Origin of the sequence: uncultured Dialister sp., from assembly GCF_900541605.1 — a bacterium.
GTDB lineage: Bacteria > Bacillota > Negativicutes > Veillonellales > Dialisteraceae > Dialister.
Genome location: NZ_UQKJ01000032.1, coordinates 1 through 17,707 on the forward strand (window position 1 = coordinate 1; position 17,707 = coordinate 17,707).

Genomic DNA, 17,707 nt, shown 5'->3' on the forward strand with positions numbered 1-17,707 from the left:
CAGCCTCCTTCCTCGGGAAGGAGGTGGCGCCGTAGGCGACGGAGGTTAGCTATAGGAAGCGCCGCAGGCTGGACAGTTTTCCTGGCTTTTAGCCGCTAGCAGCTAAAAGCTCCATGCGAATGACTCTACCCGTCAGCGCCGAACACACCAGCTCTACAAACTGAAATATTCCCTGCCACCCCATCCTATTCCAATCTCGGCCCGATGGAGCCCAGTTTTTCCAGAAGCGGGATATTGATGGGCGTATAGGCATCCGGGTGTTTCCGGAGGTAATACTGTTCCTCTTCCGGAGATTCGTAGAAATTCTCGAGGGGTTTCATTTCCGTCCTCACCTTAGGCGGATGTCCCCCTTCCCCTTCGAACTCGTTGAATACAATGGCCGCATCAGTCATTCTCCGGTTTACACCGCGGTTTTGCAGGAAAATGAGGTAATAGCTGATCTGCATGGTATCCTCATGGCTGGTATAGTAGACACCGCTTTTGAACTGGGGTCCCACCGCCTTTCCCTGAATCCCATCGGTGTAGGGATTGATGATGGTAAAGAAGAGGGACAGAAGACTTACGATGTCGATCTTCTTTGGATTGTAAATAATCCGGATGCATTCCCGGCCCTCCACTTTTCCACTGTATATATCCTCTTTGGACGGAGACGGGCTGCTGCAGTTCGCAAACCCTGCGGTGACTTCCGCCACACCCCGGACTCGGGAAAAGACTTCCTGCAGCCCATAGTAAGGGCCACCGGCCAGATACAGTTCTTTCATAAATGCCCCATTCCTATACATAGATACTCCTCCTTTCCCATTGATTCATAAAATACTGCCTTTCTTGAGACAGAACTTTCCGGACAAGACGCGAAACAGGAGCTGCGGCGAAACAGTTCACCGCAGCCCCGGTTCCGAAGTCTTCCGGAAATTATCGGACCTCACGGCCCGGACACATTTCCGGTTCTTATGAATTCAGATGACGGGCCGCTGCCCGGTCGATATCAAATGTTTTGATCAGCTCCGCCACTGCCTGGCTGGGAGAAACTACACCTGCCAGCACCGCAGCCCGTACTTCCGGAAGCCTGCCCTTGATGACAGGGTCTTCATAGAAGAGATTATGGAGGTGCTCATCAATCATCGTCTTCACCCAGGCAATGACCTGCCGTTTACGGCGATTTTCAAAAGCGCCGGATTGCTTCGTCACTTTTTCAAATTCCCGCATCACCGCCCAGAGTTCCAGAAGGCCGGTCTTCTTCAGGGCAGAACACCGATAGGCATGGGTGGTCCATCCTTCCGTTGCCGGACGGATGAATTCCACCATCCTTTCATATTCGCCCTGGGTAACTTTGGCCCGCTCCAGGTTGTCCCCGTCGGCCTTGTTGACCACAATGGCATCGGCCAGTTCCATAATGCCCTTCTTGATACCCTGAAGGTCATCGCCGGCACCGGTGAGAACGACGAGCATGAAGAAATCGACCATGGAACGTACGGTGGTCTCCGACTGCCCAACGCCAACCGTTTCCACAAGAATGACATTACAGCCGGCCGCCTCGCAGAGCATCATGGTTTCCCGGCTCTTACGGGCCACGCCGCCCAATGTGCCGCCGGAAGGAGAAGGTCTGATAAAGCAGTTCGGTTCCCTGGAGAGATTCTGCATCCTCGTCTTATCACCGAGGATGGAACCGCCGGTGATGGAACTGGTGGGGTCTACGGCAAGAACTGCCACCTTGTAGCCCTGCTGGCAGAGGAGCTGCCCGAAGGCTTCAATGAATGTACTTTTCCCGGCTCCCGGAACACCGGTGATACCGATGCGCAGGGAATGTCCGGTTCTTGGAAGTAATGCCTGTAATACACGCTGGGCCTTATCGAAATCCTTTGGCGCATTACTTTCGATGAGAGTAATGGCTTTGGCAAGAATCATACGGTCCCCCCGTTTCACGCCTTCCACGTAGTCCTCGACGGAAAGTTTTTTCCGGAGCGGTACGCGGCGAAGGGGTTCTTTCGGATAGTACTTAGTGTCAGTGACACTGTTTACCGCACTGTCGATGCCGCGCATCACAGAGCAGGCAAATTCAGGGTTCTTTTCTTTCGGTACCCAGCTTGGCCGGAGGTCATCATCATTTTCAGGCATAAACGCACCTTTAACCTTCCCTGGCTTCAGCTTTGGCGCGGTCTACAAGGATCTGCAGAAGTTCAATGCAGCACTTCGGGATGTTGGTGCCCGGTCCAAAGATTGCCGTTGCTCCATAATCATAGAGGAACTGGTAATCCTGTGGAGGAATAACGCCGCCGATGCAGACGAGAATATCATCACGGCCGCGTTTCTTGAGTTCTTCCACCAGGGCAGGGAGCAGTGTCTTGTGGCCTGCTGCCAATGAGGAGAAACCAACAATATGAACATCGTTATCTACGGCATCCTGCGCCGCTTCTTCCGGTGTCTGGAAGAGCGGGCCTACATCGACATCCCAGCCCATATCGGCAAAGGAGGATGCCAGTACTTTCTGGCCTCTGTCGTGTCCATCCTGTCCCATCTTACAGAAGAAGATACGGGGACGGCGGCCTTCGAGTTTTTCGAACTCATCGATCAGTTTCTTGGCTTTTTCGAACTGTCCATTATCTTGGAATTCACTGGAGTATACGCCGGATACGGTGTGGATGGTTGCATTGTAACGGCCGGAAACTTTCTCGACGGCATCGGAAATTTCACCAAGGGAGCAGCGGTCATGGGCAGCCTGGACAGCAGCGTCCAGAAGGTTGCCGTTCTCACGGCTTTCTGCACATTTGGTGATATGCTCCAGATCCCGGCGAACCTTTTCCGGATCCCGGATGGAACGGAGTTTTTCCAGTCTCCTGATCTGGGCATTACGAACGGCCGTATTATCAATGGAGAGGACGTTCAGTGGATCTTCCTTGGCCAGTCTGTACTTATTCAGGCCCACAATAGTTTCCTTGCCGGAATCGATATCCGCCTGACGGCGGGCAGCGCATTCCTCGATACGCATCTTCGGCAGGCCGGTAGCAATAGCCTTTGCCATGCCGCCCAGGGATTCGACTTCCTGGATATGGGCCCAGGACCGTTTGATCATTTCATTGGTGAGGTATTCCAGATAATAAGAACCACCCCACGGATCAATAATCTTGCAGACCTTTGTCTCATCCTGGATATAGAGCTGGGTATTACGAGCCAGACGGGCAGAGAAATCGGTAGGCAGTGCAATGGCTTCATCCAGTGCGTTTGTGTGCAGGGACTGGGTGTGTCCAAGGGCTGCAGACATAGCTTCCATACAGGTTCTGGTGATGTTGTTGAACGGATCCTGTTCGGTAAGGGACCAGCCGGAAGTCTGGGAATGGGTACGAAGGGCCATGGACTTCGGATTCTTTGCGCCGAATCCTTTCAGAATCTTTGCCCACAGTACACGGGCTGCACGCATCTTAGCCACTTCCATGAAATAGTTCTTGCCCTGGTCCCAGAAGAAGGACAGGCGCTTTGCAAAGGCATCTACCGGCAGACCGGCTTTTTCGCCGCACCGGATATATTCCATACCATCAGCCAGTGTATAACCCAGTTCCAGGTCGCAGGTAGCGCCGCATTCCTGGATATGGTAACCGGAAATGGAAATACTGTTGAACTTCGGCATGTACTTGGTGGTATATTCGAAAATATCACCAATAATACGCATGGACATGGCCGGCGGATAAATGTAGGTATTACGAACCATGAATTCCTTCAGGATATCATTCTGGATGGTGCCCTGCAGAATCTTACGGTCTACGCCCTGTTCGATGCCTGCACAGATGAAGAAGGCCAGGATGGGGAGAACCGCACCGTTCATGGTCATGGATACGGACATCTGGTCCAGCGGAATACCATCAAAAAGGATGTTCATATCCAGCATGGAGCACACGGACACGCCAGCCTTACCGACATCGCCGACTACGCGGGGATTATCGGCATCGTAGCCGCGGTGGGTTGGAAGGTCAAATGCAATGGACAGCCCCTTCTGGCCGGCCGCCAGGTTTCTCTTATAAAATGCATTGGATTCTTCAGCGGTAGAGAACCCTGCATACTGCCGGACAGTCCATGGACGGAATACGTACATGGTGGAGTACGGTCCACGGAGGAATGGAGGAATACCGCTCATGAAATCCAGATGATTGCATTCCTTATAGATGTCCTTCGTATAGAGAGGCGCAACCGGAATACGTTCCAGCGTAGTATCATAGAGGTCATCATACTTTTTACCTGTAGTCTTTTCCAGGTCATCCTTCCACAGGTTGTAATCACAACTCGGATGGTCTTCCAGATTGAGTTTTGTAAAGTCAGGATTCGTTGCCATATTATTTTACCTCCTCTTCCGTAATCTTCATTCCCTTGGCTCTCTGAAGATCACGGATGATCTCATAGCAGTTTGCCTTGACACTGATGAAATCATCGATACCGGCATCCCGGTATTTCTGTTCCAGATCTTTTGGTGCTGCGCCGGCCAGGAAAAGTTTGCCCTTACCCAGGACTTCTTTCAGCCGCGGAGCCAGTGCCGGTACATCTTCCGGATAGGTATCATCTTTGGAGCAGATGACTGCGCAGTCATAGGGTGTCCCCTTATCGTCGCAGCCTTTTTTCAGTGCTTCTACACACTTATCCCAACGGGAACCGGGTTTCCCTTCATCATCCTGGAAGCCATTATTCAGATGGACATTGAATTCACCAACCTGCAGGAAGGAAGTGGAGAAATCGGCTCTTGCCTTATGCTGGGGAATGCGGCCCATATTGGCAAGGAATACTTCCACGTTCTTGCCGGTTTCTTTCTTGTAGTTTTCCGTATCGAAACGGAGCCGTTCAAACCGTTCTGTCCAGCGGTGTTCGCTAATTATGCGAACCTTTTCCGGTTCACCATCCGGAGTTATAGCTTTATAGACTTCATTCTGGGTAGCACCGGCAGAAAAGGCTTCAATGGCTTTTGCCAGTTTTTCATCAACCGGAGCCGCTTCCAGTTCTTCCAGTTTCTTTCCAAGATATTCTTTATCGATATCCTTACGGTACGCTTCTACCCCACCAGAAAGCATTTTCTTCAGCGTCTTCGTATCCTCCGGCCGCGGTTCAATCAGTTCTTCCGCCATGTTCGGATACATATTGTTGCCTACAGCCCGGTCTTTCCGGAAATCGAGAGCCTTGAAACGCTGTTTCAGGATATCCAGGATCTGTTCCTGGGGGTATCCGGCCTTCAGGGCTGCGGTGAAGCCACCCATGGATTCGATCTTCTGGAATTCAGCCCAGATCTTATGAGCCATTTCGATGGTCAGGTGTTCTAGAGCCCAGGAGCCGCCGGATGGATCAATCGGACGGAGCATGCCGAATTCTTCCTGAAGGACAATATGCGCATTTCTGGCAATACGGCGGGAAAATTCATCCCCCTTCCTGACCGTTTCATCGTACGGTTCATTTTCGTAAGTGTCTACGCCGCCTACGACTGCAGAGAACATGGCTGTAGTATTTCTAAGCATGTTCACGCCGGCATCAAAAATGGTGCGGTAGAAATAGGCCGGGCGGGAATGGATTTTACAGCTGCGGTCTGCTTCGTCAGCGCCGAAGGCTTTCATGATATTCGCCCATACTTCACGCGCTGCACGGAGTTTCGCGATTTCAATGAAGAAAATGGTTCCTACATTGAATCCAAAATTGATGGACTGGGCAATATCATGAATGGAAATTCCTCTCTTTTCCATTTCACGGATGTATTCCACAGCCATAGCAAAAGTATAAGCCACTTCCTGTACCGCATTAGCACCACCCCGGGAGAATACTTCACTTCTCGGCATAATGGTGCGGAGATTTGGTGCATATTTTCTTGTCCAACGGATGGAATCGGCCATGTCATCATAGCAGGCAGAAAGGGGCTTGGGAAGGGTTCCATTCTTTGCGAGCTGGGACAGGGGGTTAGCGCCAATAATGCCATGGAGTTTGCTGGTATCTTTTCCCTTAGCCTTTAATGCAGCAACTGCCAGCGCGATCATGCGTACTGAAGAAGGGCCACAATACATCATGAAAGGATATGTATCAAGATCAAGTCCATCGAGAAGAGTAGCCATATCTTCCAGCGTGGTAATCGATACGCCCGTATCCCCCGGTTTTTCTGCATCTTTGACATCAACGCCATCTGTGGATGCGCTGTCAAGACGTACATTATACACGGTGGAGCCCTTGTCGATTTCATGTTTCAGGAGTTCATTGTTCTCTTTGGGCAGTGTTTCATCACAGGCCTGGGCAATCCCCCATGGAGCTTTTTTGTATCCATTGACCGTTGCTCCCCGGAGAAAATCCCCCATTCCCGGATAATCATCGGTGGGAAGATTTTTGTCCATGGCAACTGGCCCGGTTCTCCATGTATAAATAGGATCGAAGGTGATACCTTCATAGGTTTTAGTATACATGAACTTATCAAAGGGTTTCCCTTTCAGAAGTGCATTGCAGGCATCCACCCATTCTTCCCAAGTTGGTGGTGTAAATTCATCAAATTTAACTGCTGGAAAATCGGTATTTCCTTCAGATTTCTTAAGGATTTCTTCCAGTTCCTTATCAGTCAGCTGTTTGACCGGTTCCTGGGATTTCTGTTCATCCATGAATTTTCCTCCTTTGAAATATTTAGACAATTTCACAAATACCAGGGATTCACCTCCTTTGGTTTTCTGATGATTGCAAGAAAAAAGCCGACACCTATAGATGGCAGCCGGTCATATGGAGCATAAGGCTCCAAATCCCCTTCTCATCGCTCGCAGGTCTAACGGTGATTCATTGACAGATAGTTCTCCTGGCTTGGAATCTTCATTTCTGTTCGCCTTCCCAGGTTCCCCCAGTGACATCTATGAACAAAAACTCCTCCTTACAGTGGCGGGACCGCTCCGGCTTATACCGGATTCTCTTTTATGCTTTCGCATCTGTCAGGAATATGAAATTGTCTAAATGACTACAGTCACAGTATAATTCATTATTTTCTAACTGTCAATTATATTATTATAAGCTTATTATTTTATTTTCTTATTTAAACATAATTAATATAAAATCCGGATAGATTTGCCCTCTGAAAGCTGATATAATAAGTAATAAATTAGTGATTATTGAGCTTTTAATAAAATGTATGGAGGTATAAATAATATGGACAGATTACAAGAAAAAGACAGGGTAGAATCAATAGCATTAAGCCGACAGTTTGCAGAACTGGAAGGACGACGTCCCCGTATCTACATACCGGAAATGGAAGAAGACGGAAATCATGAACAGAGGAAAGAAGCTGCTACCACATTTGCTGACGCCGGATGGGATGTGGATGTTGGATCTCCTGAGCCACCGGAAGATACAGCACAGAATGCAGCAGACAATGATGTCCACTTCATCTACTATTACTCCACAGCCAAAAATAGAACCAGCTTACTTGTAAAGCTGATACAGTATCTTACCATGCTCGGACGGGATGATATACTGGTAGCAGCATCACCGGTCACTGATGCCGAAAGACCGGTACTTTTCCATTACGGTATAACTGCAGCCTTCGATGAGAACTACACTATCGATAAAGCAAGCCTTACGATGCTGAGACTTCTCCTGACGAGAAGTATGGAAGAGAACTCAGATCAATAATATAAGAAATGATAGGAATATCAAAAATGAAGTAAAGTAAGTGCCGTACAAATATTCATCTTCAATTTCGAGAACCATAAATAATAAATACATATACAGGGCCGAAGAGGCAAAGTTAAAAAAGACCACCATCCAAATAAAGGACAGTGGTCTTTTCAGAATAAAGATATCATAAAAAGGAGCGGTGCGCAGGCACCACTCCTTTTCGTATCAAGCCGGAATCCTGTAAGGATTAGCCAACTGTGAACAGGGGATCGCCGCCCTGTACGCTCTGGCCTTCAGAAACCTGCATAGAGGTTACTTTGCCATCGCAAGGAGCCATGATCGGGTTGCCCATCTTCATAGCTTCCAGAACGAGGACTTCGTCGCCTGCTGCTACAGCGTCGCCAACATGTTTTTCAATGCGGATGACTTTACCAGGCATTGGAGCTTCAACAGATTCGCCTGCGCCAACAGGAGCTGCTGCCGGAGCCGGAGCCGGTGCGGGAGCTGCTGCCGGAGCCGGAGCCGGTGCGGGAGCTGCTGCCGGAGCCGGAGCTGCTGCTGCAGCACCGCCGTCTTTAACTACTACATCGTAATCCTGGCCGTTAACTGTTATAGTAAATTTTCTCATTGTCTTTCCTCCTAAATGATGATAAGTTCAACTTTCAATTAGAACTGCTGGTTGGACTGAACGCCTGCAATGCGGGCTGCGGTTGTCCAGCCAGGTCTAGCTGCCGGGCGGATGGAGACGATTTCGCCGCCACCCATAGCAACGATAGCAGCAGCGATAGCTGCTACGACTGCACCATTGTCAGCAGCTTTAGGAGCTGCTTTCGGAGCTGCGGCTTTCTTGGGAGCTGCGGCCGGTGCCGGTGCTGCGGACTGATTGAGAGATGAACGTACCTGCCAGATCATGATCAGGGCAATTACTGCAACAACAGCAGCAAATACCGCGATATACATAACTGTACTGTTATCCATCTGTACCCATCCTTTCAATTAGAGTATTTAAGCGGCAAGTATTAGAGCGGAATGTTTCCGTGTTTCTTTGCCGGATGTACTTCGTGCTTAGAAGCAAGCATCTTCAGTGCATTGATGATTGTCGGACGAGTGTTGTGAGGATCGATAACTGCATCTACATAGCCACGTTCTGCAGCTTTGTAAGGAGTAGCGAACTCTTCCACATATTCCTTTGTGCGTTCTTCTTTGTTTGGATCCTTCTTGAAGATGATGTTTGCAGCGCCTGCAGGTCCCATAACTGCAATTTCAGCGGTCGGCCAAGCAAATACCTGGTCAGCGCCTTGTTCACGGGAGCACATAGCGATGTAAGAACCACCATAAGCTTTACGGAGAATCATGGTAATCTTCGGAACGGTTGCTTCGCAGTAAGCGAACAGCATCTTAGCGCCGTGACGAATTACGCCGGCATATTCCTGCTGTTTGCCAGGCAGGAAGCCAGGAACATCGACGAGGTTAACTACCGGAATATTGAAGCAGTCGCAGAAACGAATGAAACGAGCTGCTTTATCGGAAGCATTGTAGTCGAGGCAGCCTGCCATGAAGGACGGCTGGTTAGCAATAATACCAATGGTCTGTCCGTCCATACGAGCGAAGCAGGTGATAATATTCTTTGCAAATTCCTTAGCTACATCGTAGTATTCACCGTTATCAACGATGGATTTAATGACATCATACATGTTGTACGGTGCGTTGGAGCTTTCAGGGATAATCTTGTCGAGAGCCGGATCGGTTCTTGTAGGATCATCACCGGTTTCAACAATCGGAGCATCTTCCATGTTGTTGGAAGGCAGGAAGGAGAGCAGATAACGAATCTGTTTAATGCAGTCTTCGTCGTTTTCAGCAGCAAACTGAGCTACACCGGATGTACGGTTGTGGGTCATTGCGCCACCGAGTGCTTCAGCAGTGATAACTTCCCCGGTTACAGATTTAACTACAGCCGGGCCGGTCAGGAACATCTGGGATGTCTTCTTAACCATGTAAATGAAGTCGGTCAGAGCCGGGGAATAAACTGCGCCGCCTGCGGATGGTCCCATGATTGCGGAAATCTGGGGAATAACGCCGGAAGCAATGGTGTTGCACCAGAAAATCTTGCCGTAACCGGAGAGGGCATCGACAGCTTCCTGAATACGAGCACCGCCGGAATCATTCAGGCCTACGCAAGGTGCACCGACTTTCAGAGCCAGTTCATTTACGTGAACGATTTTAGCTGCATGCATTTCACCAAGGGAACCGCCTTCAACGGTGAAGTCCTGAGCGAATGCGAATACGAGTCTTCCATCAACAGTGCCGTAACCTGTTACAACGCCTTCACCAGGGAGATCTTTCTTTTCCTGGCCGAAGTTGTGGCAGCGAGATTTAACAAGCGCATTGACTTCTACGAAAGTGCCTTCATCAAACAGAAGAGCAAGTCTTTCACGAGCAGTCAGCTTGCCTTTTGCATGCTGTTTTTCAATACGTTTTTCGCCACCCATAGCCTCTACATGAGCGAGGTTTTTATGGAGAAGTTCAATTCTTTCTTCAACAGTTGCCATTCTTACACCTCCAAAAATATTAGGGTCCCCCGTCAGGGGGATGACCTGCCCGAAGGCAGGTCATATGCCATCGTTCAGATTATTTCTTGAAGGATGGGCCGCCGGGGCGTTCTGTCAGTTCAAGCAGAAGGCCAGTAGCCTTTGGATGCAAGAATGCGATATGACAGCCACCTGCACCGACACGGAACTTCTTGTCGATGAGCGGAACTTCTTTAGCCTGCAGATCAGCAAGAGCTGCTTCGATGTCATCAACACGAAGTGCTACATGCTGGAAGCCGTTTTTGCCGTTGTTAGCTTTTTCAATGAAGCGGGCAATCGGGCCGTCCGGAGTTGTGGAACCCAGGAATTCGAGTTCGCAAGCTTCGGTCTGAGCGGACGGTTTGAAGAAGCTTGTTGTTACATGCTGTTCTTCAACAGTTTCATCCGACAGAGAAGGTTCAAGTCCGAAAATGTCTTTCATCTGCTGTTTAATCTTTGCGAGATCTTTAACAGCTACGCCAACATGGTCGACAGTTAAAACTTTGAATGCCATAATAACTCCTCCTTTAAAATTATTTGAATATTTTGCCCACAATGGAATCAACGACTGTGTACGGATCAGTTTTCCGTTCAAAGACTTGTTCCACGTAGTCACTAAATTCACCCGTCTTGGAGATATTCTCTTCAATATGACGGGAAATGCGATCGTGAATCATCTCAAGCATTTCGCTTCTAGCGCGTTCGCGTCTCCGTTCTTCAAGAAGTCCGGATTCTTCGAGATACTTGCGGTGATCACCCAGGGCTGCTACTACATCATCTACACCCTGGTCTTTGTTCGCAATCGTCCGTTCAATCGGAGGACGCCAGTTCTGGGCTTCACCCAGGTCAAGCATCATTTCGATTTCTACATTCAGACGATCAGCGCCGTCGCGGTCACATTTGTTGATGACGAATACATCACCAATTTCAAGGATACCTGCTTTTATAGCCTGAATATCGTCACCAAGTCCAGGTACGAGCACAACAAGTGTTGTATCCGCATTTTTGACGATATCGACTTCTGACTGTCCTACGCCTACTGTTTCGATTAATACAACATCGAGACCGAAAGCATCCATCAGTTTTACCGCATCAGCTGTCTTACGGGAAAGTCCCCCAAGGCTGCCGCGCGTGCCCATACTACGGATATAAACACCCTTATCCAAGGTCAGATCATTCATACGGATACGATCACCAAGAATGGCGCCGCCGGAGAATGGACTCGTAGGATCGACTGCTACGATACCTACCGTTTTACCCTGAGCACGGAACTTCTTAATCAGGGCATCTGACAGTGTGCTCTTACCCGCACCAGGTGCACCAGTGATACCGATGACCTGTGCACGACCGGTATGATGATAGATATCTTTCATGATATCTTCAAATCCATCCCGTTCGTCTTCAACGATGGTAATTGCTCTCGCTAAGGCACGTCTGTTTCCATTCCAAAAATCTTTCATTGAGAATTCCATGGATAAACCGCCTTTTCGAAGAGTAAATAAATAATATAGTTGCAAAGGGGCTGGGACTCCTCCCAGCCCCCTGCAGCTAAATTATACTACACTAATGAACGTCAATGGTAATCGTCAGGGACGAATTATTTCTTAACGTTTTCTTTAATGAAGTCAATAACTTTCTTGGTTGGTGTGCCAGGTGTGAAGATAGCTTTTACGCCAGCTTTTTCGAGGCCTGGAATATCGGATTCAGGAATAACGCCGCCGCCGATTACGAGAACGTCGCCCATTCCTTTAGCTTTCAGAGCTTCAACAACTTCCGGGAACAGGGTGTTGTGAGCGCCGGAGAGCAGGGACAGAGCTACAACATCAACGTCTTCTGCGTCTGCTGCTTCAACAATCTGTTCAACGGTCTGACGAAGACCGGTGTAAATAACTTCCATGCCTGCATCGCGGAGTGCACGGGCAATAACCTTTGCACCACGATCATGTCCATCAAGGCCCGGTTTAGCTACGAGTACTCTGATACGTTTGTCTGCCATTGTAAATTACCTCCAGAAATATTTGAGTAATATTATTATTCTCTTGTTTCAGGCTGCCCTACAATTAAAGGGTGTTGTGCGGTTTGTATTCGCCGAATACTTTACGGAGAACGCCGCAGATTTCACCTTCGGTGCAGTAAGCACGTACGCAGTCGAGGATGACTGGCATAAGGTTAACATGATCTGGACCTTCAGCCGGAGTCTGAGCTGCTTTTTCAAGTTTAGCCAGTTCTTCAGCAACTTTAGCCTGATCACGGTTTTCCTTATCCTTAGCGAGCTGTGCTTTCTTCTTTTCGCCGACGGAAGCATCAATCTTCAGCAGGCCGGTAACCGGTGGTTCTTCCATTGTGAACTTATTAACGCCAACAATGGTCTTTTCGCCGGATTCAACAGCCATCTGCCAAGCATAAGCGGAATCCTGAATTTCTTTCTGGATGTAGCCTTTATCAATAGCTTCAACAGCGCCGCCCATTTCATCAATCTTCTTGATGTAGTCCATAACTTCTTCTTCGATAGCGTTGGTCAGAGCTTCAACGTAGTAGGAGCCGCCGAGCGGGTCAACTACATCAGCAAGGCCGGATTCGTAAGCAACGATCTGCTGGGTACGGAGAGCGATGGTTACGGATTCTGTGGTCGGAAGAGCCAGAGCTTCATCGCGGGAGTTGGTGTGCAGGGACTGGGTGCCGCCCATAACTGCTGCTGCGGTCTGGAGAGCAACACGGATGATGTTGTTGTTCGGCTGCTGAGCGGTCAGCATGGAGCCTGCGGTCTGGGTGTGGAAACGGAGTTTCATGGACTTCGGGTTTTCAGCATGGAATCTTTCTTTCAGGATTCTAGCCCAGATACGACGGGAAGCACGGAACTTAGCAACTTCTTCGAGTACGTTGTTGTGAGCGTTCCAAAAGAAGGAAAGTCTTGGAGCGAAGTCATCAATCTTCATGCCAGCTTTCAGAGCTGCTTCAATGTATGCAATACCATCGGCAATGGTGAATGCAACTTCCTGAGCAGCGGTGGAACCAGCTTCACGGATATGATAACCGGAAATGGAAATGGTGTTCCACTTCGGTACGTTCTGATGGCAGAATCCGAAGATATCGGTAATCAGACGCATGGACGGTTTAACCGGGAAAATGTAGGTGCCACGTGCGGAGTATTCCTTCAGAATATCGTTCTGAATGGTGCCGCGGAGAGCGCTCATCGGAACACCCTGTTTTTCAGCTACTGCAATGTACATAGCCAGCAGAATGGAAGCAGGAGCATTGATAGTCATGGAAGTGGAAACTTTACCAAGATCGATGCCATTGAACAGCCTTTCCATATCATAGAGAGAGTCGATAGCAACGCCTACTTTACCAACTTCGCCTGCGGACATTTTATCATCGGAGTCGTAGCCGATCTGGGTTGGCAGGTCGAATGCTACGGACAGGCCGGTGCCGCCGTTAGCAATCAGATATTTATAGCGTTTGTTGGATTCTTCTGCTGTGGAGAAGCCAGCGTACATACGCATGGTCCACAGACGGCCACGATACATGGTGGGCTGTACACCACGGGTGTAAGGATATTCGCCCGGGAAGCCGAGGTCCCTTTCATAATCGAAATCTTTAAGATCGAGCGGTGTGTACAGATTCTTGTGTTTCAGACCAACTCTTTCCGGATGTTTAGCGCACTGAGCATCGTATTCTTTGTTGTAAGCGTCGAGTTTTGCTTTCAGGGATTCGTTAGACATGAGTTCATCTTCCTCCTAAAAAAGTAAGTATGTAACTACCTGGAATCCGCATTCCTTCATTTTCTGCAGCGGCGGATTTATGCTCTTCTCGATACATTTCAGGAATTCGTTTTCCGTCATGGTTTCGCAAAGCCTTTCGCTGCTGCAGCGATCGTTTGAATCTTCTTGCAACAGACATAGGGCCCTTGTGAGTACCATGCATATAACTCTGCCATTGGCAGCTGTCACTATAGGTTATTATACAATATTTATATTATTTGTAAAGCATTAACGCAGTTCTTGAAATATCAAATTATTTCTTAAAATGCATATCTCCGGTTTCAGCCAGGCTTTCATGGAATTTGAAGGCTTCTTTGAGGAGATGCGGGGTTTGGCTGTTACCGCAGGCAGCGCATGCTCTTTCATAGTAATCCATGAGCTGATCTCTGTAGGATGGATGAGCAACGTTGTTGATGATAACCTTTGCTCTTTCCTTTGGAGTCAGGCCACGGACATCTGCAACCCCCTGTTCAGAAATGAATACATGGGTATCATGTTCGGTGTGGTCAACATGGGAGCACATCGGAACAACTGCAGAAATCTTGCCGACCTTTGTGGTGCTGTGACAGAAGAAGCAGGACAGGAATGCGTTGCGGGCGAAGTCGCCGGATCCGCCGATACCATTCATCAGCTTGGTGCCGGTGATATGGGTAGAGTTTACATGACCGTAGATATCCATTTCCAAAGCGGTGTTCATGCCAATAACGCCGATACGGCGAACAACTTCACCGTTATTGGAAATTTCCTGCGGGCGAAGAACAATCTTCTTGTTGTACTTCTGGATATTTGCATGGAACCGTTTCAGCCCATCCGGGGATGGAGACAGGGAAGTACCGGAAATCATGTCGATCTTATCTTTATCAATCAGGTCGAACATGCCATCCTGAATAACTTCGGTGTATACGGAGAGATTTTTGAAATCGGATTCAACGAGGCCGTGGATAACAGCGTTTGCTACGTTGCCTACACCGGACTGCAGAGGCAGCAGGTTTTCCGGCAGTCTGCCATGTTTAACTTCGTTCTTCAGGAAGTCGACCAGGTTGTTGCCCATTGCTTCGGCATCGTCATCGAGCGGAGCCAGTGTGCGGGTTACATCAGGCATATCGCAGGGAACGATAGCAACGATCTTGGACGGATCGCAGGGGATGTACGGTGTGCCGATACGGTCGCCTGCATGGAGAATCGGAATCGGTTCACAGAATGGCGGATTTTTACGCATGTAAATATCAGCCATGCCTACGAGGTCCAGAGGCTGGGTGGTGTTGACTTCAACAATGACTTTCTTTGCGGTATCTACATATACCGGGGAGTTGCCGATAGCGGTTGTCGGATAGAGTTCACCGTTCGGTCCGATCTTGCAGACTTCAACAACGGCGTAATCCGGGCCGGTTACATGTTCACCTTTAACGTTGGTGAAGAATCCAGCGCGAACCTGCTGGGCAACATGGGACAGGTGCAGATCGTAGTAGTTAACCTTGCCTGTATTGATGGCTTTTCTCAGGTTGGCATTGGTCTGGTATGGCATACGGTTTCTGACACCGTTTACTGCTACCAGTTCTGTATCAATCTGGGAACCGGTGGAAGCGCCGGTCCAGATATCAACCTGGAATGGGGTCTGTTTCATACGTTCTGCGAGTTCATGCATTGTAATTTTCGGATAGCCGCATGGGGTAAATCCGGAAATACCAATGATGTCGCCGCCTTTAAACATGGCAGCAGCGGTTTTTGCATCGCATACCTTGGAGAGAAGACCTTTGTCTTCAATTCTGCTAAGGAATTCACTATCATTGGTGTCGATCATTACTATCATCCTCCCAAAAATAAAAATAATTATATAAAAGTCCGCAGCTTCGAAATCCGATTGCTCTCCTCCGCATGGCCGCAGAACTTTTTACCCTCAAAAAAAAGCAGCCGCAAATCAGATAAGGAATGAGCTTAGCTTAAGATTATGTATAGCCTCTATGTGTAATACTATAATCATTAGACCAAACCCTCCAATCAATAGATTTGCTGACTGCATTTTGGTTCATTCAATCATCAGTTATATTATAGCACACTTTGAACTCATGGAACCCCTCAAATGTGCGGTTTGTTGCTTAAAATACTTGGCAGGGGTTATAGATAATTCCTATTAGACAAATTATGATTTACGTGACCCATAACCCTTTATTTACAAATTTTCCTATTCATGTATCCACTCTTTACACTATGACCAGACTTTATACTCTTTTACTACAGTTGTATTGAAACTTATAGATTAGATAAACGATACATCATAAATCCGGGCTTTCCAACACGTAAAATCGCCACAGATATTTCTACCCAAGTGCCGGGAAAGTGCTGATTCATTCGCAGAGTCAGATTTAATCAGTACTTCCCTGGGATTTCGTCTTTTTCCCACAGGATACACAAAGAGCAGACAGGCTCCAGAAACAGAAAGAGACACACCGGCTGAAGAGTACATGGTCCCCGAGGCCTATAACCGCCATAGCCATTACCATGAGAACTCCGCCAAGACCCATGGAACGATCAAAGCTGTCCTCGCCATGCCTGTACACTTTCCATGCCAGTACAGCCTGGGCGAAGAAGGCACACAGGAATGCCATGCCCCCCGGGATTCCGACCTCCGCCAGCATATTGAGATACATATTATGGGCATGGAAGATGAGAACCCCCTCTTCCTGGATGAAGAAATTGTAATCCGGATAGGCCAGAAAATAGGTACCCCAGCCGACACCAAGAAGGGGATGCTCCTCAATCATGGCTGCCGTACTTTCCCATAGGGCAAAGCGGAGGTCCACCGACGTATCTTCCCCGGAAAAAAGGGAAAGAAACCGTTCTGCAATCTGTCCATGGTAAACAGCCAGGATCAGAGGCACCAGCAGGAACAGAAGGCCAAACCGCTTATCGTAGAAAAGAGTCAGCCCCAGCACGATAGCTGCAAGACTTACCCAGGCTCCCCGGGAATAGGTCAGGGCCAGACACAGGAGGAGCACCAGAAGAATCACCGCAAATGCCGTTTTCCTTCGCTTCTCCCCTTCCCGCAGGAAGAAAGCGGTCAGGACACTGATAATCATCAGCAGGTACGCCCCAAACAGATTCGGGTTTTCCAGTGTAGAATACATGCGGCGCCGAAGAAGCGGGAACCGTTCCGGATCTACCCAGCTCTGTGCTTCCATATCCGCTGCCATGCCTGCTGCATTGGCGTATTGGTAAAACCCGTGGGCTGCCGTCACTACAGCTCCTGCCAGGAAAGCATACAGTGCCTTTTCTTTTTCCCTTTCCGTAGAAATAGTCGTATATACCAGCAGGTAAAGAAAGGCATACATAAAAGGCTGGAAAAGCCAATTCATCAGGGAAAAGCCGATGTTCTTCGACACAAAACCCGACAGGAAGGCACATGCAAGGAATACAGCCCCCGGCTGCCATAGCGGAGGCAGCACAAAAGACACTTCCCCTTCCCTCTTGTAATTGACCAGCCAACAGATAATTGCCGGCACCAGGGCCACGTAAAAAAGAAAAGGATGAAGCGGCAATAAAAATAATGTACAGTATATAAGATATAGAATATGCTTTCGGGAACAAATCCGCCCGGTGAAGCTTTTCCCCATTTTCACCCTCCGGCATAGAATCACAGGAATCATCTTTCTTATTATAAAGGACCCTATGACCGGCGGCAATGGGAAGAAAACAAATTGCGGTTTGTAGAGCTGATGGAGCGAAGCTTACGGATAGAGTCATTCGTGCGGAGCTTCTAGCTGCTAGCCTCTAGCTTCT

General features: G+C 48.6%; 14 protein-coding genes and 1 riboswitch. Of the genes, 1 reads left to right on the forward strand and 13 read right to left on the reverse strand.

Going from position 1 to position 17,707, the window contains the following annotated elements; genetic code table 11:
* Positions 1 to 185: 185 nt before the first annotated feature.
* The 4 genes from QZR21_RS03710 to QZR21_RS03725 form a co-directional block, all read right to left on the reverse strand.
* Entirely contained in the window at positions 186 to 782 is a 597-nt protein-coding gene (locus QZR21_RS03710) for a peptide-methionine (S)-S-oxide reductase (protein ID WP_296973831.1), read from the reverse strand.
* Between the two features lie 166 nt (positions 783 to 948).
* Positions 949 to 2,115 (reverse strand): methylmalonyl Co-A mutase-associated GTPase MeaB, encoded by a 1,167-nt coding sequence (gene meaB, locus QZR21_RS03715; protein ID WP_296096709.1) that lies wholly within the window; start codon positions 2,113 to 2,115, stop codon positions 949 to 951.
* A gap of 10 nt (positions 2,116 to 2,125) precedes the next feature.
* A complete protein-coding gene (gene scpA / locus QZR21_RS03720; protein WP_296973834.1) occupies positions 2,126 to 4,321 on the reverse strand; it encodes a methylmalonyl-CoA mutase in 2,196 nt (731 codons plus the stop codon).
* 1 nt (position 4,322) lies between these two features.
* A complete protein-coding gene (locus QZR21_RS03725) occupies positions 4,323 to 6,602 on the reverse strand; it encodes an acyl-CoA mutase large subunit family protein (protein WP_296096715.1) in 2,280 nt (759 codons plus the stop codon).
* A gap of 160 nt (positions 6,603 to 6,762) precedes the next feature.
* Positions 6,763 to 6,936: riboswitch (cobalamin riboswitch) on the reverse strand.
* A 198-nt stretch (positions 6,937 to 7,134) separates the two neighbouring features.
* Between QZR21_RS03725 and QZR21_RS03730 the strand changes: the two genes are divergently transcribed.
* Entirely contained in the window at positions 7,135 to 7,617 is a 483-nt protein-coding gene (locus QZR21_RS03730) for a hypothetical protein (protein ID WP_296096716.1), read from the forward strand.
* Between the two features lie 232 nt (positions 7,618 to 7,849).
* Here the strand turns inward: QZR21_RS03730 and QZR21_RS03735 are convergent, their stop codons facing one another.
* The 9 genes from QZR21_RS03735 to QZR21_RS03775 all read right to left on the reverse strand — a co-directional run bounded on the left by QZR21_RS03735 (position 7,850) and on the right by QZR21_RS03775 (position 17,382).
* Positions 7,850 to 8,230 (reverse strand): acetyl-CoA carboxylase biotin carboxyl carrier protein subunit, encoded by a 381-nt coding sequence (locus QZR21_RS03735; RefSeq protein ID WP_296096719.1) that lies wholly within the window; start codon positions 8,228 to 8,230, stop codon positions 7,850 to 7,852.
* Positions 8,231 to 8,268: 38 nt separating this feature from the next.
* Positions 8,269 to 8,580, reverse strand: coding sequence for a hypothetical protein (locus QZR21_RS03740; RefSeq protein ID WP_296096721.1), 312 nt, complete (start codon positions 8,578 to 8,580; stop codon positions 8,269 to 8,271).
* Positions 8,581 to 8,621: 41 nt separating this feature from the next.
* Positions 8,622 to 10,151, reverse strand: coding sequence for an acyl-CoA carboxylase subunit beta (locus QZR21_RS03745; protein WP_296973839.1), 1,530 nt, complete (start codon positions 10,149 to 10,151; stop codon positions 8,622 to 8,624).
* A 79-nt stretch (positions 10,152 to 10,230) separates the two neighbouring features.
* Positions 10,231 to 10,683 (reverse strand): VOC family protein, encoded by a 453-nt coding sequence (locus tag QZR21_RS03750; RefSeq protein ID WP_296096726.1) that lies wholly within the window; start codon positions 10,681 to 10,683, stop codon positions 10,231 to 10,233.
* A 19-nt stretch (positions 10,684 to 10,702) separates the two neighbouring features.
* On the reverse strand, positions 10,703 to 11,641 hold the full coding sequence (gene meaB, locus QZR21_RS03755; RefSeq protein ID WP_296096730.1) for a methylmalonyl Co-A mutase-associated GTPase MeaB: 939 nt from the start codon (positions 11,639 to 11,641) through the stop codon (positions 10,703 to 10,705).
* Between the two features lie 125 nt (positions 11,642 to 11,766).
* Complete coding sequence (locus tag QZR21_RS03760; RefSeq protein WP_296096733.1) at positions 11,767 to 12,165, reverse strand: cobalamin B12-binding domain-containing protein; 399 nt, start codon at positions 12,163 to 12,165, stop codon at positions 11,767 to 11,769.
* A 64-nt stretch (positions 12,166 to 12,229) separates the two neighbouring features.
* Positions 12,230 to 13,891, reverse strand: a complete 1,662-nt coding sequence (locus tag QZR21_RS03765; protein WP_296096736.1) for a methylmalonyl-CoA mutase — start codon at positions 13,889 to 13,891, stop codon at positions 12,230 to 12,232.
* A 292-nt stretch (positions 13,892 to 14,183) separates the two neighbouring features.
* Positions 14,184 to 15,731 carry a succinate CoA transferase gene (locus tag QZR21_RS03770; protein WP_296096739.1) on the reverse strand — a complete coding sequence of 516 codons (1,548 nt, stop codon included), beginning with the start codon at positions 15,729 to 15,731 and terminating at the stop codon, positions 14,184 to 14,186.
* A gap of 562 nt (positions 15,732 to 16,293) precedes the next feature.
* On the reverse strand, positions 16,294 to 17,382 hold the full coding sequence (locus tag QZR21_RS03775; RefSeq protein ID WP_296973844.1) for an O-antigen ligase: 1,089 nt from the start codon (positions 17,380 to 17,382) through the stop codon (positions 16,294 to 16,296).
* Positions 17,383 to 17,707 lie beyond the last annotated feature (325 nt).